At 71.6% G+C, this 22,393-nt stretch carries 20 protein-coding genes; 9 read left to right on the top strand and 11 right to left on the bottom strand.

Annotated features, from left to right (window positions below; genetic code table 11):
* Positions 1-58: 58 nt before the first annotated feature.
* From O7597_RS09710 to O7597_RS09700, 3 genes are read right to left on the bottom strand one after another with little or no spacing between them, the layout of a single operon-like run.
* Complete coding sequence (locus O7597_RS09710; RefSeq protein WP_269740809.1) at positions 59-751, bottom strand: hypothetical protein; 693 nt, start codon at positions 749-751, stop codon at positions 59-61.
* Positions 748-2,229: a type VII secretion protein EccE gene (gene eccE, locus O7597_RS09705; protein WP_281582510.1), complete on the bottom strand. Its 1,482-nt coding sequence runs from the start codon at positions 2,227-2,229 to the stop codon at positions 748-750. Before eccE ends, O7597_RS09710 begins: the two co-directional genes overlap by 4 nt.
* A 31-nt stretch (positions 2,230-2,260) precedes the next feature.
* Positions 2,261-3,940, bottom strand: a complete 1,680-nt coding sequence (locus tag O7597_RS09700; protein ID WP_281582509.1) for a right-handed parallel beta-helix repeat-containing protein — start codon at positions 3,938-3,940, stop codon at positions 2,261-2,263.
* A 188-nt stretch (positions 3,941-4,128) separates the two neighbouring features.
* On the opposite strand from O7597_RS09700, the gene O7597_RS09695 reads away from it, so the two are divergent.
* Genes O7597_RS09695 through O7597_RS09685 form a run of 3 tightly spaced genes read left to right on the top strand, consistent with a single transcriptional unit; the run spans position 4,129 to position 6,244 of the window.
* Positions 4,129-4,512, top strand: coding sequence for a YwqJ-related putative deaminase (locus O7597_RS09695; RefSeq protein WP_269740812.1), 384 nt, complete (start codon positions 4,129-4,131; stop codon positions 4,510-4,512).
* Positions 4,509-4,994 (top strand): SUKH-3 domain-containing protein, encoded by a 486-nt coding sequence (locus tag O7597_RS09690; protein WP_281582508.1) that lies wholly within the window; start codon positions 4,509-4,511, stop codon positions 4,992-4,994. The genes O7597_RS09695 and O7597_RS09690 overlap by 4 nt, the downstream gene beginning before the upstream one ends.
* Positions 4,988-6,244: an SseB family protein gene (locus O7597_RS09685; protein ID WP_332317184.1), complete on the top strand. Its 1,257-nt coding sequence runs from the start codon at positions 4,988-4,990 to the stop codon at positions 6,242-6,244. Before O7597_RS09690 ends, O7597_RS09685 begins: the two co-directional genes overlap by 7 nt.
* Before the next feature lie 3 nt (positions 6,245-6,247).
* On the opposite strand, the gene O7597_RS09680 is transcribed toward O7597_RS09685, so the two are convergent.
* From O7597_RS09680 to eccCa, 5 genes are all read right to left on the bottom strand, one after another.
* The gene (locus O7597_RS09680; protein WP_269740815.1) at positions 6,248-6,721 is read right to left on the bottom strand and encodes a hypothetical protein; all 474 of its coding nucleotides are present in this window, start codon (positions 6,719-6,721) and stop codon (positions 6,248-6,250) included.
* A gap of 17 nt (positions 6,722-6,738) precedes the next feature.
* Positions 6,739-8,037 (bottom strand): type VII secretion-associated serine protease mycosin, encoded by a 1,299-nt coding sequence (gene mycP, locus O7597_RS09675; protein ID WP_281582507.1) that lies wholly within the window; start codon positions 8,035-8,037, stop codon positions 6,739-6,741.
* Between the two features lie 107 nt (positions 8,038-8,144).
* Positions 8,145-9,929 (bottom strand): hypothetical protein, encoded by a 1,785-nt coding sequence (locus O7597_RS09670; protein ID WP_281582506.1) that lies wholly within the window; start codon positions 9,927-9,929, stop codon positions 8,145-8,147.
* A gap of 31 nt (positions 9,930-9,960) precedes the next feature.
* Entirely contained in the window at positions 9,961-10,581 is a 621-nt protein-coding gene (locus O7597_RS09665) for a hypothetical protein (RefSeq protein WP_281582505.1), read from the bottom strand.
* A 132-nt stretch (positions 10,582-10,713) separates the two neighbouring features.
* On the bottom strand, positions 10,714-14,676 hold the full coding sequence (gene eccCa, locus O7597_RS09660; protein ID WP_281582504.1) for a type VII secretion protein EccCa: 3,963 nt from the start codon (positions 14,674-14,676) through the stop codon (positions 10,714-10,716).
* Between the two features lie 129 nt (positions 14,677-14,805).
* On the opposite strand from eccCa, the gene eccD reads away from it, so the two are divergent.
* Positions 14,806-16,194 (top strand): type VII secretion integral membrane protein EccD, encoded by a 1,389-nt coding sequence (eccD, locus tag O7597_RS09655; RefSeq protein WP_281582503.1) that lies wholly within the window; start codon positions 14,806-14,808, stop codon positions 16,192-16,194.
* Between the two features lie 8 nt (positions 16,195-16,202).
* On the opposite strand, the gene O7597_RS09650 is transcribed toward eccD, so the two are convergent.
* Positions 16,203-16,940 carry an SUKH-3 domain-containing protein gene (locus O7597_RS09650; RefSeq protein ID WP_281582502.1) on the bottom strand — a complete coding sequence of 246 codons (738 nt, stop codon included), beginning with the start codon at positions 16,938-16,940 and terminating at the stop codon, positions 16,203-16,205.
* Between the two features lie 63 nt (positions 16,941-17,003).
* Positions 17,004-17,750, bottom strand: coding sequence for an SUKH-3 domain-containing protein (locus O7597_RS09645; RefSeq protein WP_281582501.1), 747 nt, complete (start codon positions 17,748-17,750; stop codon positions 17,004-17,006).
* 140 nt (positions 17,751-17,890) lie between these two features.
* Here O7597_RS09645 and eccB point away from each other — a divergent pair, with 140 nt between their 5' ends.
* The 3 genes from eccB to O7597_RS09630 all read left to right on the top strand — a co-directional run bounded on the left by eccB (position 17,891) and on the right by O7597_RS09630 (position 20,110).
* Positions 17,891-19,318, top strand: coding sequence for a type VII secretion protein EccB (eccB, locus tag O7597_RS09640; protein WP_269740822.1), 1,428 nt, complete (start codon positions 17,891-17,893; stop codon positions 19,316-19,318).
* 156 nt (positions 19,319-19,474) lie between these two features.
* Entirely contained in the window at positions 19,475-19,804 is a 330-nt protein-coding gene (locus tag O7597_RS09635; protein WP_164449591.1) for a WXG100 family type VII secretion target, read from the top strand.
* 15 nt (positions 19,805-19,819) lie between these two features.
* The gene (locus O7597_RS09630; protein WP_164449590.1) at positions 19,820-20,110 is read left to right on the top strand and encodes a WXG100 family type VII secretion target; all 291 of its coding nucleotides are present in this window, start codon (positions 19,820-19,822) and stop codon (positions 20,108-20,110) included.
* Between the two features lie 98 nt (positions 20,111-20,208).
* Here the strand turns inward: O7597_RS09630 and mycP (O7597_RS09625) are convergent, their stop codons facing one another.
* The gene (gene mycP / locus O7597_RS09625) at positions 20,209-21,507 is read right to left on the bottom strand and encodes a type VII secretion-associated serine protease mycosin (protein WP_269740823.1); all 1,299 of its coding nucleotides are present in this window, start codon (positions 21,505-21,507) and stop codon (positions 20,209-20,211) included.
* Positions 21,508-21,656: 149 nt separating this feature from the next.
* Between mycP (O7597_RS09625) and O7597_RS09620 the strand changes: the two genes are divergently transcribed.
* Together O7597_RS09620 and O7597_RS09615 are read left to right on the top strand one after the other, a co-directional pair.
* Positions 21,657-22,049: a YbaB/EbfC family nucleoid-associated protein gene (locus O7597_RS09620; protein WP_099852692.1), complete on the top strand. Its 393-nt coding sequence runs from the start codon at positions 21,657-21,659 to the stop codon at positions 22,047-22,049.
* Entirely contained in the window at positions 22,046-22,387 is a 342-nt protein-coding gene (locus tag O7597_RS09615; protein ID WP_269740824.1) for a hypothetical protein, read from the top strand. The genes O7597_RS09620 and O7597_RS09615 overlap by 4 nt, the downstream gene beginning before the upstream one ends.
* Positions 22,388-22,393: the final 6 nt, after the last annotated feature.

Raw genomic sequence — 22,393 nt, 5'->3', positions numbered from 1 at the left:
TCCATGCGGGAGCCGCCGGGTGTACCAATGCGGCAAAGACCGTGACGCCGGTCCTCGGTCAGCCCGCCCGGGCGACGGGGCCGATCAGCTGACGCTCGGTGCCGGTCATGCTGAGCATCACCCACTGCACCTTGCCCCTGGTGATCAAACCGACCATCTCCGGATGCAACTGGGTGAACCAGCTCTGCACGCTGGCCAGACCGAGAGCGTTCGCGGCGGTGGCGGCCTCGGCCTCGGTGAGCCGCTGAAGCACCACGATGTCGCTGCGTACCAGGACCTCGACGTCCCAGCCGGCCAGGTCGTCGCGGACCACCAGGGTGGCCCGCCAGGGCGCGCTGAGATTGGTGTCCGGCCCGGTCACCGGCCCGGTGTCGATCACCACGAGCTGCGGTTCGGTGGGTGTGGCCGGCACCGGAGGAGCGACACCGGGCGGCAGGAACGAGGCGATCTCCCGGCCGATGACGCAACGCCGCAGCAGGGCGTCCCACTCCTGCTCCCGCGCGGTCTGGATGAACAGCCGGGCGCCGAGCGCCAGGGACCGGAAGGCGAGCAGCTCGGCCGCGCGTACCCCGCCGGTGAGCATCAGCCGGGTCGGCTCGGCCCGGAACACCCGCAGTCCCACCGGCTCCTGCTGACGGTTACGGCCGACGACCAGCCCACCGCCACCGGCGACCAGCCGTAGCCCGGCGACGGCGGCACCGTCCGCGACGTGCAGCCCCATCCGGCTGCCGGGAAACGCGACGCCGTTCATCGCAGGAAGCCTCCCAACGGCAGGGTGGCGGCCACGCCGTGGGCGTGCTCACCGTCGAGTCTCTGCAGCCGACCACCGTGATCGCGGATCGCCCGGTCGAGCGCGTTGTCGGCGGCGGCCAGCGCGGCCGGGTCGGCGCCGATGAGCCGGAACGCCACCTCCACCAGAGCGTCGTCGTCACCGGGTCGATCATTCTCCCGAGCCACCGAGACCGACACCACGCCAGCTGCGGCGGGCAGCCCACGCAGCAGCGGGTCCAGTTCCCACCCCCGGCCGGGCCAGGCGAGCAGTCGATGACAGCTCTGCGGGACACCCTGCACCGACCAGTTCCGCCAGCCTTCCCGGGCCAACGGTCGGTCCGTACCCACCGCACCGCCGGTGAGATGGGTCAGTTGGGCGACCGCGGCGAGCACCTCGTCCCGGTTCAGCAGCCGGGCCGTCGCCCGCTCCTGCCGCAGCTGACGGCGGGTCCGCCGGATCGCCGCGGTGAGCGCCGGCCGCAGGTCGCGGTTGGCATGGAAATCGGGGGTCCGCGGCGCATGCAACACCACCCATGCCTGCCGGCTGGCCGGGACGCCACCGTTCGTCAGCTCGCGGTACGCCCGGTCGACCGCCGCCGCCCGGGCACGGGGTGCCGGCGTCACCTGGATCAGCACCTGGACCGTCACCACCGGCGTCGCCGGGTCGGCGGCGGGCAGCAGGGCCACCGGCGACGGCAGGGCCTGTGGCGCGCCCATGAGCAGCGCACCCTCGGTCGGATCGACCTCCAGCACCGCGCTGAGCCCGCCCCGGTGGGTCAGCAGCACGGCCGGCTGATCGTCGATCTCGACCTGATCAAGCTCGACGGTGCTCTCCAGGTGGCGCAGCAACTGCCAGGGGCCGTCGGACCCGGCGTCGACCACCTGTCGACTGCGCCCCCGGTACGCCCACCACACCGCCAGCCACTGGTGGAGCCATCGGCCCCGGCGGCGCACCATCGTCGGAGCGAGCAGCAGTACGGCTACGGCGGCCACGGCGATGGTCAGCGGCAGGCCGTGCGGCGTGGCCGCCAGCACCGCCGCCGCGCCGGCCTGCCAGGCCACGAGCTGAGCCACGTGGATCCCGCCGACGCGCGGCTGCCGTCGGTGTGGGCGTACCACCGGGACCGGCGCGGCGTCCTCGGCGGCGACCCCCGCGACGGGCTGTCCCGTCGCGGCGGCCGTGGCCTGCGGTGCGACCCGGCTCTCCGGTGACCGAGCGGCGGGCGCGGCGACGGCGGCCGGTGCCGCAGCGGCGGCCCGACTGGTGTACGCGGTGCCCACGGTGGCCCGGCCCGGCCCGCGCTGGGCCGCCCAGTTGTGTCCGGGCCCGGTGCCGCCGAGCGTCGGTGCCGGCACCGCGCCCGGCTGGGGCAGGCGTTGCTGCGGCGGCGGTGCCGCCGCCCCCGGGTGATGCTGCCAACCCGGCTCGCCCGGCTGCGCCGCACCCGGATGCGTCACCGCGCGTCCCTCCCTGCCCGGCGCCGCATCGTCATCGCCCGATCGCGACGCGCACGTCGGCCACGGTCACGGTCCGCAACTCGTCGAGGCTCGGTCGCTGGCCGGACTGCCGCAACCGCTGGGCCTGCGCTTTCCGGACACCCTCGAAGAGCTTGCGCGCCTCCCGGGCATTGCCGAAGTTCTGGTCCCGCTCGATGGTGCCGAAGTGCTCGCGGAGCACCTCGGAGACGCCGTCGGCGAGCAGGTACTCGTCGCCGCCGGCCATTCGTTCCACGATGACGACCAACTGTTCCGGGGAGTAGTTGCCGAACTCCACGGTCTTGGCGAAGCGGGAGGCCAGACCGGGGTTGGCATCGAGGAACTGCAGCATCTCACCGGTGTAGCCGGCCGCGATCACGGCGATCTCGTCGCGGTGATCCTCCATCAGCTTGACGAGCGTGTCGATGGCTTCCTGCCCGAAGTCGCCGCCGGTGCCCGACGACCGGGACAGGGTGTAGGCCTCATCGATGAAGAGCACACCGCCACGCGCCAGTTCGAACGCGGCGGCGGTCTTCTCGGCCGTGTGGCCGATGTACTGGCCGACCAGGTCACGTCGGGAGACTTCCCGGAAGGCGCCGCCGGGCAGTGCGCCCAACGCCGCCAGCAGGTCACCGTAGATGCGCGCCACCGTGGTCTTACCGGTGCCGGGGGCGCCGGCGAAGATCAGGTGATGGCTGACCGCACCGACGGGCAGCCCGGCACTGCGCCGCCACTCGTTGACCTGAATCTCGTCGATGAGAGCGCGTACCTCCTCCTTCACCGACTCCAGGCCGACCATCGCCGCCAGTTCGGCCAGCAGCTTCTCCACCCGGGCGGCGTCCTGACCGGTGGTCGCGCGGGCGGCGTCGGCGCCGAAGGCGGCCTTCCGGTTCACGGTGCCCTCGACGACGGTCGGCTCGGCTCCCTCGGCGATCTCGATCGCCGGCTGGCCGGTGTTCTCCGTGGTGCACTCCTCGACGGTGCCGCGGCAACCCCGGGCGAAGGAGACCGCCGGCCCGCGGGTGTCGCGGATCCGGCAGCGACGAAGCACCGGGGCGCTCTGATGGACCACCGCCACACCGGCCTGTCCGGTCTGGGAGATGTCGCAGGTCTCGATGGTGGGCCGGCCGTACTGGTAGATGTAGATGCCCCGGTTGCCGCAGCGGGTCACCGTGCTGGTGCGGATGGTCGGGGCCGCGCCGATCCGCACGATGATGCCGTCCTCGCTGAGATCGGTGAACTCGCAGCCTTCGACGCTACCGTCGGAATCCTCCACCACCAGGCCGTACCGTCCGCCGGTCACCCGGCAACGGTCGAGGGTGAACTCGGACCGGCCGGCCACCTGGATCGCCGCGCCGAAGCCGGCGCTCAGCTCGCACCCGGTCATGGTGAGCCTCGCCCGGTCGGCCACCACGACCGGTGCGTCACCCGCCTTCAGGACCAGGTCGCGCAGCTCCAACCGACCCGAGTTGCAGGAGACCGTCGGGTAAGCCCCGGCGGACGCGTCGATGGTGACCGTGCCCGGGCCCTGCGCCGCGACCACGGTGACGGCACGATCGTTGACGAACAGGGCCTCGTGGTAGGTGCCGGGGCTGACCGAGACGACCGCGTCGTCGGTGGCCACCGCCAGTGCCTCCCCGATGGACGGGTAGGCACCGGGCTGGTCCGGGGAGACGAGAAGGGTGCGCGTCATGGCTCCGGCTCTGGACGGCGAGGAGGGGGCTGGACCGACGATATCCCAGGCGGTCGACGCGGTGTGAGCCCCTCGATGCCAGTGGTGCCCGGACACCACCCCCGTCGGGCACCCGGTGACGGTTAGGCTCGCTGGCGGGCCGGGCGAAACCTCGCCGGGAATCCCCTGTCGACAACCGGGAGGACGGGATGGCGCAGCCACGAATGCTGCCACTGGCGGCCGGCGCGCTGTTGGCCGACGGCACCGTCCACACGCACACCTCGGTACGCGGCGATCTCGCCCCCGACCTGCATCCGGTGGTCCGGCGTTTCCTGCACGGGCTGCCCGTCGAGCAACGCGAGCGCTATACCGGCTGGTGCGCCGAGGCGGTGCTGATCTCCGACCGGCTCTACGCGGCCGAGGCCGGCGGCCCACCGCTCGACGCGGCCCGAGCCCGCGCGCTGCTGTGGGGCGCGAAGATCCGGGTGACCCGGGTACGGGAGGAGGGTGACCCGCACCACGGCCAGGTGCAGCCGCCCTGCCGTTCCTGCGCCGCGCTGCTGGACTGGTTCGGTGTGGAGGCGCTGACATGACTGAACGTTTTCCGCCCCTGGTGGCACAGACCCTCGCCGCCGCCGGCTGGTCGCCCGACCGGTCCGACCAGAGCCGAGGCCGCGAGTGGGGGCTGCGGATCGCCGCCCACGCCACCCCCGGTGGTCGTCAGCACACCGTCACGGATCGGGCGATCGAGGCGTACGCCGAGTTCGGTGGCCTGCGGGTGAGCCCGCAGGGCGAAGGTGAACAGGTCGCGCCGAGCGACGTCCACCTCGACCCGTTCCTGGTGCGGCACTCGGTGGAGACCCTCGCCGAGCTCGCCGAGGCGATCGGCGCGCCGTTGAGCCCACTGGGTGAGGAGGGCGACGGCAGCGGAATCCTCGCTCTCGACGAGCACGGCCGGGTGTTCGTGCTGGACCACACCGGGGACTGGTTCCTCGGCGCGAGTCTCGACGAGGCGCTCACCACGCTCGTGCTCGGTCATCGCCCCCAGCGGGTACGGGCGGACGGCACCTGGTGACCGGCTGGCAGCCGACCACCGCCGCCGAGCGCGCGCTGTTGGCCGCCGCGGAGGCCGACGACCGGGAAGGCTTCCTGACCGAACTCGTCGCCGGTCCGCTGCTGCTGCCCGTGTCGCCGGCTGCGGCGGCCGGCCGGGAAACGGTGGCCTGGGCGACCGGCCAGCACGACGGCGTCACGCACGTGCTCGCGTACACCTCACCGGCGGCAATCGCCGCCGGGCTGCCCGGCCGGTCGGTGAGCTACCGGGTGTCGGGCCTGGTCGACCTCGCCGTCGACTGGCCCGACGACGAATGGATGTTGGCGATCGACGCCGGGTTGCCGATCGGCGTCCGGCTGGCCGCTGACGAACTCAGGGCCCTGGCCGAGCCGGTAGTGGAGGCCGAGCGACCGCTGCGCGAGGCGGTCCGCCGGCAGGACCCGAACGCCCTGATGGCCGCACTGCTCCGAGCCGAACTGGTGCTGCCGGTGGACCCGGACGGACCGGCGACCCGCGACCTGTCCGATCCCGAGTTTCCGTGGTGGACCCTGCCCGACGAGCAGGGCCGGGTCAGCCTGCCCGTGTTCAGCTCGGAAGCCCGGCTGCGACAGGTCCTGGGCGAGCGTGACCTCGTGCTGGTCAGCAGCCTCCAGCTCACCGACCACTGGCCGGACCTCTCCTGGCAGTTGCTGCTGAATCCGGAGACGCCGCTGGCCGCGGCGCTACCCGGCGAGGCGCTGCTGACGTTGCGCGACTGGCTCGGCGAGTTGCGACAGGTGATCGACGAGGCAGCCAAGCAGGAACAGGCGCGCCGCGACACGGCCAGATACGCCGATCCGTCGGCGGTGGGGGTGCCGGTGCCCCGTCCGGCACCCGAAGCCGATGATGACGATCCCGACCCTGCCGCACCGCTGCTGCTGCAACTTGTCATTCCGCACCGATACCTGACGTCCTACCTGGACGGCGGATACGACCGGGCGGCTGGACTGGTGCACGCCTGGCACGGACCGGGACGGGACACACCGACCCGGCTGTACCGACGGCTCGGGCTGCTCGGTGAGGGCTCTCCGTTCGAGGAGTCCGACGAGTGGGTGGCGGTGCTGCGCTGGCCGCCCGGCGAGGCCACGCCCGACGAGTGGGGTCAGGGCCAACCGCGGATGGAGTCGATTGTCGTACCGGACGGCACCGAGCTGCGCTGCCTGCACGCGGACGGCCGGGACGAACTGTTGGCCCGCTTCGACGCCGCCGCCCGCCGCTGGTCCCCGGCCTAGCTGCTAGCCACCGCGGCTGGCGAACCAGGCCCGCGCCGGTGGACTCTTGATCAGGACGAGCGACACGCCGGCAAGCCCGCCCACCACCAGCGGCGTGACCATCGTCGGCTGATAGCTGAGCTTGCCCTGCGCCAGCAGCGTCACGATGACGACGACGAAGAGCCCGAAGGTGAACCCGGCCGGCACGGCCAGCCCGGCGGGATTGTCGCCGGTCCAGGCCATGAAGATCCCCATGGCCGCGAGCAGCACCACAAGCAACGCGATCGCGAGTACGCCGGCACCGATGCCCACCACCAGGATCTTGCCCAGCCCGTCGCCTTCGGCGCGCAGCATCGCCCGGAAGAAGGCGAACCCGGCGATCAGCCAGGTGACGATCGAGGGCAGCATCAGCAGGGCGGCGATGGTGACGACTACCGGCCGCCGGCCGGGCACGGGTGCGAGGCCGACCCCGGGTGGGGGCGATGGAGTGATCTGCATTCGTCCGCCCCCGCTCGTCATTCGGACGGGCGGCGCCAGGCGGCGTCGCCGGTGTGGGGGGAGCGAGCCGGGAGATCGGTCGGGCCACCAGGTGCGCCCGGAGCCGGTGGTGCCGCGATCCCGCCGCCGGCGAGCGCCGGCTCCGGGGCGGCCCTCGCCTCACGACGCCGCCGTGCGCGGCGACGGAGCTTGACGATGGCCACCACCCCGCCGACGAGCAGGGCGAGGAAGACCACCCAGACCAGCACAACGATCACGATTTCCTCGTAGTCGGGACCGTCGCTTCCGGCTGCCCGCGCGGCGGCGAGCGGGTCGTCGATCTCCGGCTCGCTGGCTGGCGCGGTACGGCTACCGCGCCCGTCGGGCTCTCCGGTCAATGCCTCCCGCAGGTCGAGTACGCCCCAACCGTAGTAAAAATCGCGCCCCGGCTCGCCGGCGTCCAAGGTGGTCTCGAGCAGTCGCGCGAACAGTTGATAGGCGCTCAAGTCCGGGTACTTGGCCTTGATCAGGGCCATGGCACCGGAGACGATGGCGGTGGCGCTGCTGCTGCCGGTGGTGGTCTGGTAGCGGCCGCCGGGTACGGCCTGCACGATGTCCTGACCCGGTGCGGCGATGCTGACCTGGTTGTCCAGGGTGCCCGCCACGGAGGCTTCCTTGCTGATGGCCCCCTTGCTGTCGACCCCGTTGACGGCGAGGCTGCCGGGATGCGCGGCCGGGTGGCCGACGAGGATGTCGGTGTCGTTGCCGGCGGCGGCGACCACGATCACGTTGCTCCGATAGGCGCGCTCGACCGCCCGGTTCAACTCGTCGTTGAAGCTGCTGGACAGCGACACGTTGATCACGTCGGCACCGGCGTCGATCGCCCAGTTGATGCCGGCGGCGAGCGCTGTCGGTGCGATCAGCGGTGCGCCGTCCTTCTTGATGGTCACCGGAAGGATCTTGGCCTTCGGTGCGACGCCGAGGACCCCGTCGCGGCCCCCGGCCCCGTGCCCGTGACCGGCGATCAGCGAGGCCATGCCGGTGCCGTGTCCCTGGCGGTCGACGCGACCTTTGGTGCGGTCGTCGTAGAGATCCAGGCCAGGCAGGACGTTGCCGCGCAGGTCCGGATGGTTCGCGTCCACCCCGGTGTCGATGACCGCGACGGTGACGCCCTCGCCCTGGGTGATCTTGTGAAGTTCGGCCAGTTCGAGGGACTTGACGTGCCACGAGTCGTCGCGCACTGAGTCCGCCGCCGCAGGTGCGGCGGGCAGAACGAGGGCAGCCAGGACACTCGCGCTGGCGAGCGCGGCGGCTGCCGATCGGGTGAGGACACGCATGCCCGTCAGCCTTCCTTTGTGGGCCGCCGTGCCGGACAGCCTGGATTGGACGGTCACCGCATGGTACGGGCCGGGCACCCAGGGTTGGGTGACCGGCCCGCCCCCGGTCAGCTCTGGCCGAGCGCCCTGCCCTGCTCGCCGGGCCGGTGTTCGACCGGCGCCTCGACCACACCGACTGCGGATGACTCGGTGACCCACAATTCGTCGTCGCCCTCGCCGTACGCCCCGGTCTCGTGGTCTCCATCGCGTGGCGCACCGTTGCGCGGGGCGGCGGCGGACGGCCCGCCGCGTCGGCCACCCAGCGACGGTGCCGGGCCGGTGCTGGGCGCGGGCCGAGCGCCGCCCGCACCGGCGCGTCCGCTCAGATCGGGCCGCGCACCGCCGGTACCTCCGCCGGTGGCGGGCTTGCCGACCGGTGGCTGGCCCGCCGTGGGCTTTCCGGCCGCCGGCTTTGCCGGCCTGCCGCTCAACGGGGAGCCGGTGCTGGCCGGGCGGCCCGACGTGGCACCCCGCTGCCCGCCGAGGCTCGGCGGGGGTGCGGCGGGGCGCCCCGGGCCGGCGCCGAGCTGGCCGGGGCGGGCGGTGGATCCTGGCAGCCGCGGGCTCGACGGCGGCGGTGCGGCCGGAGTACCCGGCCGGCCGCCCAGGCCCGACCGACCGCGACCACCACCGGGGGCGCCGGTTCCGGTGTTGCCCGGCAGGGTCGGTCGGTTCGGCGCGGTGCCCCGCCGGCCAGCGGGCGGTGCGCCCGACCCACCGCCCGGACCGCCGGCGCCGGGCAGCGTCGGACGGTTGGGTCCCGGCCCTCGGCCGCCGGGTGCGCCTGCACCACCGGCACCCGGCAGGGTGGTTCGCGGGGTGTTCGGTCTCGCCGCCGAATTCGGTGCGGTCAGGCCGGGATTCACCGGCCGCGGCCCGACCGGCGGTACCACTGCCGGGCCGGGTGCCACGGGGGTGGTCGGCGCGGTGGTCACCGGCGGGGCGGTCGGCGGTGGCGCGACGGGCGCGGCGGTACCGCCGGCGAGGCCGACGCCCGCCGGCAGGTTGGCCGGCGGCGGGGCGGCCGGCCCGGTCGGCCCTTCCCCCAGTTGCGGATTCGTCGGCATGTCCGGCCGGTTGGGCATGTCCGGCCGGTTCGGCGCGACACCGGTCACGGGCGCGCCGGGCGGGGGTGCTCCCGGGACACCGGGCCCAGGAATCTGGGACGGGTTCTTGATGACCGCGTCCATCGGGCCCTTGAACTTCCCGCCCCGGGAGATATTGGAGATGTAGACGTCGATGTAGAGGTCCGCCAGCGGCTTGGTGATGTTCTTGGCGCGCTGGTGGTACTCGTTCTGCACGTCCTCGTACGACTTGGCGTCATTGCCTGTGACACCGGGGACCCATTCGACGAGGTCGACAGCCTGGAGGCCCTCGTCGTTGGTCCGGCGCTCCCCCTGCCGGATCTGCTCGGCCCGGTACTCCTCCCAGAGCGTCTTCATCTCCCGCTGGGCAGTCCCGATCTTGCTGGCGAGTTGGTCGAGGCCGGTGGCGTTGTTGCTGGCCACCTCCTTCCACTCGTCGAGCGAGTGCAGCGTGGCACCCACGCGGGACATGAAGACCCGTGCCGCGGGTGACTGCCAGCGGGCGTCCAGGGAGTCGGCGTGGCGCTTGAGATTGTCCCGAGTGGTCTGCAGCAGGCTGGCCGCTCGCCGCCACATGTCGGCGAGTGCCGTCGTCCGCTCGTCACTCTCCTTGCGGACGTACTCCCACATCTGCTCGATGTTCACCGAGTCCCAGGCCGTGGGCTCGTACGGCGTGGCCCCGGCGGCTCGCTCGGCGGCGTAGTCGTCCGACACGCCGGAGTACATCGGATAGCTGACCGGCTGCCAGCCGTAGTAGTCGTCGCTCATCCCCGCTCCTCAGGCCTCGCCCCTGACACCGTCACCGGAGATCCGACTGGTTCAGCTGGAGATCGTCGCCATGCATGCGCTCGCTGTCACCGTGGATCAGATACGTGCCCGAGCCCTCACCGACGACCTCCGCCCGCGCCCACTCCGGGGTCTCCTCGCTCTGCTCCCCGGTGGGGCAGGCGTCGAGGCCGTAGTAGGGATTCATCGGCTCCGGGTTCAGCGCCGCCTCCGGCACCGCGTCGGCCGGGTTTTCCGCGCCCTCCTGCCATCGGCCGCTGAGCGTGTCCTGACCGTCGACGGCGGAGAACGCGTTGTAGACGTCGTCGTTGGTGGCCTGGGCCAGCGCGTCCCCGGTCAGATACTCCGCCGAGATGGACATCGCGGCCATGCTGAGCGCGGTCAGGCCCTTCATCACGTCGGCCATCAGGTGGGAGATGGACATCCGGCTCTCGTCGTGTCGGCCCCGGAAGAACGCGGCTTCCTTCATCCCGCCGCCACCGAACGGTGCCTGCACCGTGAGCATGGGGCGCAGGCCGTTGTCGAAGCTGGGCTGGAAGTTGGTCTCCATCTCCCGCTGGATGGCCAGCGCGAAGTCCTTCAGCTGCTGGATGTCGACGTCGATCTGTTCGTCGACGAGCCATTCGTCGCCCATGTCCCCTCCCCCGTTCGCTCACACGATGCCGGCGCGGTTGCTTCCATCTCCGACTGGTCGGGGGTCAGGCAGCCGCGCTCTGTAAGTCCACTCTGGCCGACAGTAGCCCGATCGGGCAACCCCGTACCGGGCTCAGGAGCGCGGCGGAAGGTGCACCAGCTGCACCAACCGGGTACCGCCGCGCCGGGACACCAGCCAACCCCGGCCCGGCGGCAGCGGCCCCGGCCGGACGGTGCCGAGCAGCACCCCCTCGTCCCGGTTGCCGGACATCACGATGCCGGGCGTGCTGATCTCCCGGAGCCGCATCAGCACCGGTTCGTACAGCGCCCGGCTGGCACCGCCGGTACGCCGGGCGATGACCACGTGCAGGCCGATGTCGCGGGCCTGCGGCAGGAACTCCAGCAACGGGGTCAACGGGTTGCTCCCGGCGCCGGCCACCAGGTCGTAGTCGTCGACGAGCACGTACAGGTCGGGACCCTTCCACCAGTCGCGGGCCCGCAGCCGCTCGGCGTTGATGTCCGGCGGTGGTAGCCGGTCGCGCATCACCGTGGCCACCTCGGTGACGATGCTCTCGGTGACCTGGGCGGTCGAGCCGTACCCGATCAGGTGCGGCGTGTCGATGTCGCCGAGCAGGCTTCGCCGGTAATCGACGATGACCAGCCGAGCCTCGGTCAGCTCGTTGCGGTCGACGATCGTCTGCGCCAGCGCCCGCAGGAAGGTGCTCTTACCCGACTCGCCGTCACCGAACAGGATGAAGTGCGGATCGGCGGCGAAGTCCACGTGCACCGGCTGAAGGTCCACCTCGGCGATACCGATCGGGATCCCCGGCCGGCCGGTGTTGGGCAGGCTGCCGTACGGCACCACGGGTGGCAACAGCCGGATCGGCGGCGCCCCCGGCCCCTGCCAGGCGGCGGCCAGATCGGTGACCAGCTTCCGTGCGCCCTCGGGCAGGCTTTCCGCTTCCTGCGCGCTGTCCGCTCGCGGCAACGCCGCCAGGAACTGCTGCCCGTCCGGCGTGATACCCCGGCCCGGTGACTTCTCCGGCACGTTCATCGCCGCCCGCCGGTCCAGGTTGGAGTCGCTGGCGTCGGCCAGCCGCAACTCCAGCCGGGTGCCGAAGACGTCCCGGACGGCCGGTCGCAGGTCCATCCACCGACTCGCGGTCACGATCAGATGGATGCCGAAGGAGAGACCCCGGTTGGCGATGTCGTTGATCGTCGGTTCCAGGTCCTCGAATTCGGTGCGCAGCGTGGCCCAACCATCGATGACGAGGAAGACGTCGCCGAACGGGTCGTCGTCGTGCTGGCCGTGCCGTCGGGCCCGTCGGTACTCGGCCATCGAGTCCACCCCGCGCTCGGCGAACCGCCGCTCCCGCTCACCCATCAGCAGCTGCAGCTCGGCGACGGTACGCCGGACCAGGCCGGCGTCGAGGCGGGTCGCCACCGAGCCGACGTGCGGCAGGTCGCGCAGCGAAGACAGCGCACTGCTGCCCAGGTCGAGGCAGTAGACCTGGGTCTCCCGTGGCGTGTGGGTCAGTGCCAGGGCGGTGACGACCGTCCGCAGCAGGGTGCTCTTGCCGCTCTGCGGGCCGCCGACGATCACCGCATGGCCGGCCGAACCCGCCAGGTCGAACCAGAGCACGTCGCGGCGCTGATCGAACGGCTTGTCGACAATGCCGACCGCGACCTGCAACTCGCCGAGCAGGCCGGCGTGCGCGACGGTGATGCCACGAGCGGGATCGGCCGTCATCGGAGGCAGCAGCTGGTCCAGCGTCGGCGGCTCGGCCAGCGGGGGAAGCCACACCTGGTGCGCGGGCTTGCCCCGACCGGCGAGCCGACCGACCAGGATGTCCAGCACACTCTCGCCCATCCCGTCGGCCGGCTCCGGCGCAACTTCCTCCCGGGGAGTGCGGGTCACCGGGGGTGCCACGTAGCTGGTGGTGTACTCCCGGACCCGGTCCTCGCCGTCGCCGGCGGCGACCGCCGCCGCCGTCTTGCTGCGGTAGGTGCCGGAGACGTACGCGGCCTTGAACCGGATCAGCGGCTCGGTGCCGAACCTCAGGTATCCGTGCCCCGGCGACCGGGGCAGCTCGTACGCGTCGGTGGCCCCCAGCACCACCCGCGACTCCATCGCCGAGAAGGTCCGCAGACCGATCCGGTACGACAGGTGCGTGTCCAGTCCCCGCAGCCGACCCTCCTCCAAACGTTGGCTCGCCAGCAGCAGGTGCACCCCGAGGGACCGACCGACCCGACCGATCTGCACGAACATGTCGATGAAGTCCGGCTTCGCGGTCAGCAGTTCGGAGAACTCGTCGCAGATGATGAGCAGGCTCGGCAGCGGCGACAGCGGTGCGCCCGCCGTCCGGGCTTTCTCGTAGTCCCGCTGTGAGGCGTAGTTGCCGGCCGCGCGGAGCAGCTCCTGCCGACGGACCAGCTCGCCGTTGATGGAGTCGGTCATCCGATCCACCAACGGCAACTCGTCGGCCAGGTTGGTGATCACCGCGCTGGTGTGGGGTAGGCCGTCCAGCCGGGTGAAGGTGGCACCACCCTTGAAGTCGACGAGCACGAAGTTGAGGCTCTCCGAGGAGTGGGTGGCCGCCAACGCGAGCACCAACGTGCGCAGCAGCTCGGACTTGCCGGAACCGGTCGCGCCGATCAGCAGCCCGTGCGGCCCCATGCCGTCCTGTGCCGACTCCTTGAGGTCCAGCTCCACCGGCCCACCGTCAGCACCCACCCCGATCGGCACCCGCAACTTGTCGCGGTTGGGGCGCGGCTGCCACGCCCGATCCACGTCGAACTCGTACGGATCGCCGATGTCGAGCAGCTCGGCCAGGCCCAGCTCGGTGGTGAGCGGAGTGTCGCCCCCGCCCCGCGAGGCGGCGGAGAGGCGGAGCGGAGCCAGTTGCATGGCCAACGCCTCGAGCTCGGCCACCCGGCACTCGTCGGCCCGGCCGATCTCGGCCGGACCGTCCACGGTGATGCTGTGCAACCCGCGGTCCGCCGCCACCTCCAGCACCAGCCGGGCCCGATCGAGCAGGCGGGGCGCCGGCGTGGACAGGTCGAGCAGGGTGACGCCCTCCACCCCACCCTCGGTCATCAGATGATCCGAACCGGCGGTGTCGCCACCGTCGATGACCACCAGCACGTGCGGCCCGGCGACCTGGGGCGTACCGCCACTGGCGTTGAACCGGGGCCGGCTGGCCAGCACGTCGTCGAGCATCGCCTCCAGGCCGGTGACCGACGGTGCCACCAGGCGCAACTGGCCGAGCGCGTCGGTGCGGGACGGGTGCAGCGCGTGCGGCAGCCACTTCGTCCATTCCCAGTCCGCCCGCCGGTCCGGCGCCACACAGATCGCGACGAGCATGTCGTCGGGCGCATGGAACGCGGTGGCCTGGGCGAGCACCGCCCGGACCATGCCCCGGGCGGCGTCGGTGTCACCGCGCAGGTGCACCCGGGCGAATCCGTTGAGTGCCATGGTCACCGGCAGGTCGGGCACCTCGCCGTAGGTGGTGAGGAACCGGCGTAGCGCGAGGGCACACATCGGTTCCAGCTTCTCCAGCGACGTGGCCGGCGGCGGCACCAGCGGAGTAGCCAGCTCCTGCGGCCCCAGGCCGATGCGTACGGTGGCGAAATCCACGTCGCCACGACGACGCTCCCACAGCCGGGGGCCCAGCGGCAGGGACCAGAGGATGTCCGGGTCGGGGTGCCGGTAGAACGCCGCTTCCCGCTGCTTGCGGATCGTCTTGAGCACCCGGCGCCGCTGACGGGACAGATGTGTCATGTACTCGCGGCGCTTCTGCAGCATCTCCTGCTTGCCCGGTCCGCCGGAGTTGTTCGTCAACTGTGACCCGAGCATCCCGATGGCGGAGAGTCCGAACAGGCCACCGGTGACGTACCCGAGGGTCGATCCGCCCCGGCCGGCGAACATCAGGGCCATCGCGAACGAGCCGGCGAGCATCGGCAGCAGCATGAGCATCTGCCCCCACGCCTTGCCGCTCGGCGCGGGCACCTCGGGCGGCGCGTCCAGCAGCACCTCGCCAGAGGGATACTCCGGCTCCGGCTGGCGGGCAGGTCGCTTGACGACCACCGTGCTCACGTGACAGACCTCCGTCGCCTCGGTGCGGCGCGGTGAACCGCCCCCGCGTCACCGGCACATGGTAGGTAGCCTTTGCCCGTCAGGACAGCCGCGGGCCGCCGGCCCGCTCCTCGTACCGAGGGGTCGATAGTGGTCACCCAGGCCGGAACCGGACTCGCGCGCATCGCCGTCGTCGCCCCCAACCGCCGGTTGGATCTCGCCCTGCCCGAGCACCTGCCGCTCGTCGGGTTGCTGCCCGCGGTGCTCCGACAGGCCGACGAGGAGCCGTCGGACGGCACCAGTCACGGAGGCTGGATGCTGCGACGTGGCGACGGCAGTCCGGTCGACCTGGCCCGTACGCTCGCCGTGCAGAACGTTCGCGACGGCGAGACGCTGCACCTGGTGCCGCGGCGCACCGAGTGGCCGGAGCTGGCGTACGACGACCTGATGGAAGCCGTCGCGGACGGTGCCCGACGGCGCGGGGTGGCCTGGAGTCCCTTCGCGACCCGGCTGACCGGCCTGATCGTGGCCGGCGTGCTGCTCCTGCTCGGCCTCGTCGTGATCGTGACGTCCGAGGAGCCCGGCTGGCTCGGCGGTGCGGTGGCCCTCGGCGCGGCCGGCCTGCTGCTGGTCTGCGGGATCGTGCTGTCCCGGGCGATGGCCGACTCGCTCGCCGGTGCGGTCGTCGCCGCCGCCGGGCTGCCGTACGCCTTCGTCGGCGGTGTGCTGGTGATCGGCACCGGTGAGTCGGTCTGGGCGCTGGGTGCCCCGCACGTGCTGCTCGGCTCCGCTGTGCTGCTGCTGTCCGGGCTGCTCGGTCTGCTCGGCGTGGGCGACGCGACGAGGGTCTTCGTGGCCGTCGTCTTCGTCGGCTTCTGGGGCATGGTCGGCGGGTTGATCGCGCTCGGCTCGATGGACGCCGCACAGGGCAGTGCGATCGTCGTCGGTGCGGTGGTGTTGCTGCTGCCGGCCATGCCGCTGCTGTCCGTACGGCTCGGCAAGATGCCGATGCCGGCGCTGCCGCGTACCGCCGCGGACCTGCTGCGCGACGAGCCGCAGCCGAAGCGGGAGGTGATTTACCAGGCCACCGCCCGAGCCGACGAGGTCTTCACCGGTATGGTCTTCGGGGCGTTCGTCGTCACCATCGCCGGCCTGGTCGTACTCACCGCGACCGGCACGCTCTCCGCCCTGCTGCTCGCCGGCATCATCTCGCTGGGCTACCTGCTGCGCGCCCGACTGGTGTCGACGGTCCGACACCGGGTGCCGATGCTGGCCGTCGGTCTGGTGGGCCTGGGCCTGCTGCCCCTGATCGGTGCGGCCGACGCGTCGACCGGGGCGCGGGTGCTGGCCGTGCTGCCGATCGCCCTGGTCGCGGCCGGACTGTCGGCCGCCGCCGGGCTCGCCTACAGCCGGCGCGCGCCTTCGCCCCGACTGGCCCGGCTCGGCGATGTGTTCGACATCCTGCTCCAGTTGGCGGTGGTGCCGGTCGCGTGCAGCGTGCTGGGTCTGTACGCGTTCATGCGGGCGATCAACGGCTGACGCCTCCGTCACCAGTCGCGATCGTGGGCCTCGGCCATGGGGCCGCCGCGGATCAGTTTGACGATTGCGGTGTCGATGTCCGGGCCGACGAAGAAGTCGTCGGCCCAGTGCAGCATGAACACCCGCCCCTGCGCGTCGGCGACCAGTTCGGACGGTCCGTCCTCGTTGTTCCCGATCGGATAGACGGGGTTGTCGAACTCTTCGGCGAAGGCCCGGGCCGCCACCGTTACCACCCCGCCTTCCGTTGGGTGGATGTAGCTGGTGAAGCCGCCGCCCAGTCGGCCACTTCGGCCGAATTGAGGCAGCTGCAGGCCGCCGAATTCCGCAAGGGCGGCGCGTACGACCGGCGGGCACGCCAGCCCGGCGAGTTCGTCGGCGAAGCGGACCATCCAGTGGTCGGCCGCCGCGCTGAGGTCGCGGCCAGGGAACCAGCCAGCGTGCTCCAGCACCTGCCGCACGTCAGGTGGAAAGCGTCCCTCGGCGGCTCGGCGCTGCGCGTACCGCTCGGCGATGGTCTGCCACGGCAGCGAGGACCACTGGGAAACCTCGCCGGTCTCCCGGTCGATGACCAGGCGGGGGTACCCGGTGGACGACGGCGGCAGCAGCGGACCGTCAGTCGCGACGGCTACGGGTTCTACCAGGCAGACGACATATCCGAGATCGAACTCGAACAGGTTCACATCGAACGCCGTCTGCTCGTTGGCCCATTCGCGGGCGATGGCCAGGGCCTGGTCACGGCTGATCATCGGACTCCTCGGGCTGACCTGTCCCTCGACGACGGCCAAGGGTAATTCGCGGCCAGGTCGGGCTCACCAGTCGCGGTCGCTGGCCTCGGACATCTCGGTACCTCGGATCAGGTTGACGATGGCGGTGTCGATGTCCGGGCCGACGAAGAAGTCGTCGGCCCAGTGCAGCATGAAGACCCGCCCCTGCGCATCGACGACAAGCTCGGACGGTCCGTCCTCGTTGTTGCCGAGCGGAAAGACGGGATTGTCGAAATCCTCGGAGAACGCATGCGCCTTGTCGGTCACCACACCACCGACTGTGGGATGGATGAAACTCATGTAACCGCCGCCCGGCTCCCCGTGACCACCGAACTGCGGCAACTGGAGACCACCGAACTCGACCAGGGCGGCTCGGGCGACGGGTGAGCACTCGAGCCCGGCCAGCTCGTCGGCGAAGCGGGCCATCCAGTGGTTCACCGCCGAGGTCACGTCTCGGCCGGGATACCAGCCTGCCTTGTCCAACACGTACCGCACGTCGGGCGGAAAACGTCCCTCGGCGGCCCGGTGCTGCGTGTACTCCTCGGCAACCAGCGACGGCGGCAGGGAACGCCAGCTGGACACTTCACCGGTCTCCCGATCGACGACGGCTAGGGGATACCCGGTGGCAGAGGGCGGCGCGGGTGGCCCTTCAGTGGGGGGCGCGGCCGGGAGAACGCGCCAGGCGACGTAGCCGAGGTCGAACTCGTACAGATCGACTTCGGGCGCGGGTCCCGGCTTGCCCGCACTGGCCCATTCACGGGCGATGGCCAGGGCCTCGTCGCGGCTGATCATCGAAGGACTCCTCGGGCTGCCGTCGTCGGTTCCGCCGGCCGACGCCGGATGCGGGCACCGGGCGGCTCGACGCCGTGCCTATGGTAGGCACCGCGGTCCGGCGCTCGTGACCGTGCGGGCGTACGCCAGGGGAGGCTGCCATGCCGTCGCGGCGGGACCAGGTCCAGTCGTACCAGTTCTTCGTTCAGCGGATGACCTCCGCGCTGGTGGCGCGCGAGCCCGATCCGGAGGCGGCGCCGTTCCGCCGACTGGGTGGCGCCGGCTTCGCCAGCGTCATGGTGGCCGTGCTCTGTCTGGCCGCGGTGGGGGTGTACGGCCTGTTGCGGCCGGGCGGTGCGACCAAGTGGAAGGAGGGCGGCGCGGTCATCCTGGAGAAGGAGACCGGCACCCGCTACCTGTACCGGGAGGGCCGGCTGCACCCGGTGCTCAACTACGCCTCCGCGCTGCTGGCGATGGAGACCGCGGCACCGACCGTCTCGGTCTCCCGCAACTCGCTCGTCGGCACCCCGCGGGGCCCGCGCATCGGCATTCCGTTCGCCCCGGACGCGCTGCCCCCGGCCAACCGCATCCTGGACGGGCCCTGGACTCTCTGCACCCAGCCGGCGCGTAACGCGGCCGGCGGTGTCGTCGCGACCACCGTGCTCACCGTCGGGCGGGCGCCCGGCGGTGGACGGGATCCGGGTGACAGCGCCCTGCTGGTACGCGACCGCAAGACGGACCGGCTGCACCTGGTCTGGCACGACCACCGGTACGAGATCCGCAGCGAGAAGATCGTGTTGGAGGGTCTCACCTTGAGCGCCGAGCCGGTGGTGGAGGTGGGCGGTGCGTGGCTGAACGCCTTGCCGGCCGGTGAGCCGATCGCGCCTCGACGGGTGGCCGACCGGGGAGCATCCTCGACCGCGTTGCCGGACGCCCGGGTCGGCCAGGTCTTCGTGGTGGAGAGTCAGGGCGGCAGCCGCCAGTACTACCTCGCCGAGCGGACGCGCCTGGTGCCGATCACCCCGCTTCAGGCGGATGTGGTGATGGCCGACACGGAGACCCAGCTGGCCTACCCGGGCGAGGCCAGGCCCTACCCGATCGAACTGGCTGCCGGTACCGCCGCGGCGGCGCCCAAGGCGGACGCGCCGGCGCAGGGCCGGCATCGCGCGCCGGAGCAGCGGCCGGAGATCGCCCGGCTGGCCGGCGACCAGCCGGCGATCTGCGCCGCCTACCAACCGGGCGCGGACGAGCCGACGCTGCTGCTCGACGCGCAGGTGCAAGCGGTGCGGGAGCCGGTGCGCACCGGTGAGCAGACCGGTGACGGCATTCCACTCGCCGACCGGGTCGTCATCGAGCCGGGTCACGGCGTCCTGGTTGCCGCGGTCTCCTCCCCGGACCAGGAGCCGGGCACCCTCAACCTGGTCACCGACCTGGGTCACCGCTACCCGCTCGCTTCCGAGGGGGTGCCCGCCATCCTCGGCTACTCGGAGGTGCAACCGGTCCGGCTGCCCGCCAGCCTGGTGGTCCGGCTGCCAGCAGGTCCCGTACTCGATCCCACGACGGCGAAACTCGCGCTCGACCCGGAGTGATCTGACCAGCCACAATGGAGAACCGGAATGAGTCACGGTCTAGCGCGGGCTGGACACGACCCGTTACCGTTCGTATGACGATGGTGCGTGAGCACCGACTGACCGGGCGCCCCGATGGATCGGGGCGATCAACTGAGGACGGGGGTGACTTCCGCCATGTCGATGAACACCGACACCGGCTTGATGCTGAAGACCGAGGGTGACGTCGATGCCGTCGCCGATCGGCTCACCAGCAATCTCAACTCGCTGATGGACCAGCTCGCGCCGCTGTACGACCAGTGGAGGGGCGCGGGTGCCGGTTCCTTCCAGCAGGTGCGGGAGCGGTTCGACCAGGACATGGCCCGCCTCAACGTCGCGCTGCGGGCGATCGCCGAAGCGGTCGGGTCTGCCGGTAAGGACTACGACGTCAGCGACGAGGAGATCCGGGCCGACATGGACAGCGCGGGTGCCACCGCCGGCCAGATCACCGCTGCGCTGAAGCTCTGACGGGGGAGAAGACTCATGACGGAGATTCGGTACAACTTCGCCGGGTTGAACGCCGCGGCGGACAGTTGCAGTGGAGCGGTCCGGAACCTGACCGGAGAACTGGACGGGCTCAAGTCCGGCATCGCCCCGCTGCTCGCCACCTGGGACGGTGACGCCCGCGAGGCGTACTTCCAGCGGCAGACGGAGTGGGAGTCGGCCGCCAACGACCTCCGTGACCTGCTTGGTCGGATCGAGAAGGCGCTGCGCGAGTCGGCCGGGAAGATGCAGGCCCGCGAGGCGGCCAACCGCGCGAAGTTCGGCGGCTGAGAACCCGCACCACAGCACCCGATGGCCCGGCCCGCGCCGGGCCATCACCCTTTGCGCGGGTAGCGCGTGGCCACCGTCCGACGACCAGCACGACCGCGTCAGCCGCGCGGCATCGAACTCGGTACCCGGAAGAAGACTTCCTCCGGCTCGTCGATCTCGGGCTCCGTCGGGGCAGAGGCCGATGGACGGGTGGGTCGCCACCGCGTACGGCGGCCACGCGGCAGCAGTGCGGCCAGCACCGCGACTCCTACCGCAACCGTGGCCAGCGCGAGGCCGATCCAGAGCGCCAGTCGACCGAACACCGCCCAGCGCTCCGCGCGAGCCTGCGCCGCCGCGTCGTACGGCACATCGGGCAGTGGAGGTTGGGCCACCGGTTCCCCGGTGGTGAGCCGTTCGGTGACCGCCCGGTACGGGTTGACCACCCCGCTGCCGTAGCCGCGTGCGGCGTCTCCCCGGGCCGGGTCGGCGGTGGCAAGTATCCGCTTGGCGACGTCGCGGGCCGACAGGTTCGGCTCCGCAGCGCGGATCAGGGCGGCGGTCGCACTCACCATCGGTGCGGCGAAGCTGGTCCCGTCGAAGGTGTTGTGCCCAACCAGCCGGGTGGCGGCGACCACCGCACCACCCGGGGCGGTGATGTCCACGTAGGGCCCGATCTGGGACTGCCGGATCCGTGCACCGTACTGGTCGATGGCGCCTACACCGATCACACCGTCGTAGGCCGCCGGGTAGGGCAGCGGATCCGGGCGGGCGCCGTCCTGATGCTGGTTGCCGGCGGCGGCGACCAGCACCACGTCCTTCTCCAACGCGTAGCGCACGGCCTGCTCCACGTCCGGGTCCGGCTGGTACAGCGTCACCGACAGGTTGATGACGTCGGCACCGTCGTCCACTGCGCGCCGGATGGCCTGCCCGAAGACAGCCCCGGTCACGGTGTCGCCGCCCGCGCCCGGGCCCTCGTTGGCGTTGCGTTCGCTGACCCGGATCGGCACGATCGTGACATCCGGCGCCAGACCGTGGAAGCCGACCCCGTCCTGCTGCCGGGCGGCGATGATGCTGGCCACGGCGGTGCCGTGGGATACGCAGTCCACATCGCCGCCGGGGGTGCCGCGTAGGGCGTCGAAGCCGGTGGCCACCCGGCCGGCCAGTTGAGGGTGGCTGCTGTCGGTGCCGGAGTCGACAACGGCGACCCGCACTCCCGCTCCGGTGCTGAACGGCCACACCCGCTGCGGGGCGAGCCACCGTTGATGCCAGGGCGTCTCGGTGTTGACCTCTCCCGGATCGCTCGGATTGTCGCAAATCGCCGGTGCGGCAGCCGCCGGGCTCGCCATGGGAACCGTCAGCGTCGCGGCCAACATGGCTCCCAGCAGCGTGGACGTCGCCACAGGACGGTGCCGGAACATGTCTGTACGCCTCCCGTCAACCGGTCCCGCAGCATCCTAGCGGCGGGCGGCAGCCGAACCGGGCACACCGATGTCGTGCCCATTCAGTATGGTCGAGTTGTCACGCCCCGGTCTGGATGGCGGTTGGGACCTGCGCGGGGAGGAACGCCATGGACGTACAGGCGCTGCGCGCTCGGGCCGACGAGCTGATGGCGCAGTTCGAGCGGATGCGCTCGGGTGTCGGCGATCTCCAGCAACAGCTCAAGACGGTGAAGGCCACCGTCACCTCCGAAGACGGCCTGGTCACCGTCACGGTCGGTCCCCGTGGCCAGGTGACGAAGGTCGAGTTCGATCCGCGGATCTACCGCCGGCCCAACTCGAAGGAGCTCTCCGCCACGGTCACCGAGACGATCCGGCGGGCGACCGAGCAGGCCATGGCCGAGGTCGAGAAGCTGGTTCGACCGTTCGTACCGGACAGCCAATTTCAGGCGTACATCGATCACGATCTCGACGGCATCTTCCGTCAGCTCGACAGCGAACTGCCCGGGGAGGAACGGCGATGAGCGAGCTACGCGAGACCTTCGTCAAGCCCGACGCTGCCCTGGAGGGTGCCAACGAACTCGGCGCGGCCGGTGCCCGGCTCGCCATGACCTGGCAGAACCTCGCCGCGACCATCACGACGCTCAACGGCGACCGTCCGTGGGGTGACGACGAGCCGGGCACCGAGTTCAACAAGACCTACCTCGGTGGCGACGATCAGCCGGCGCAGCGGGTCCTCGACCTCGCCGCGGATCTGGTGCCGCTGGTCGAGGTGCTCGGGCCCACCGTCAAGGGCGCGGTCGAGGGCACGGTCGACACCGACGACATGGTCAAGACGCTGTTCGGCGGCGACGACAAGTAGCAGCTC

Source organism: Verrucosispora sp. WMMC514 (assembly GCF_027497295.1).
Taxonomy (GTDB): Bacteria; Actinomycetota; Actinomycetes; order Mycobacteriales; family Micromonosporaceae; genus Micromonospora; species Micromonospora palythoicola.
The sequence above is the reverse complement of the archived record's forward strand: the minus strand, read 5'-3'. Positions and strand labels throughout refer to the sequence as shown.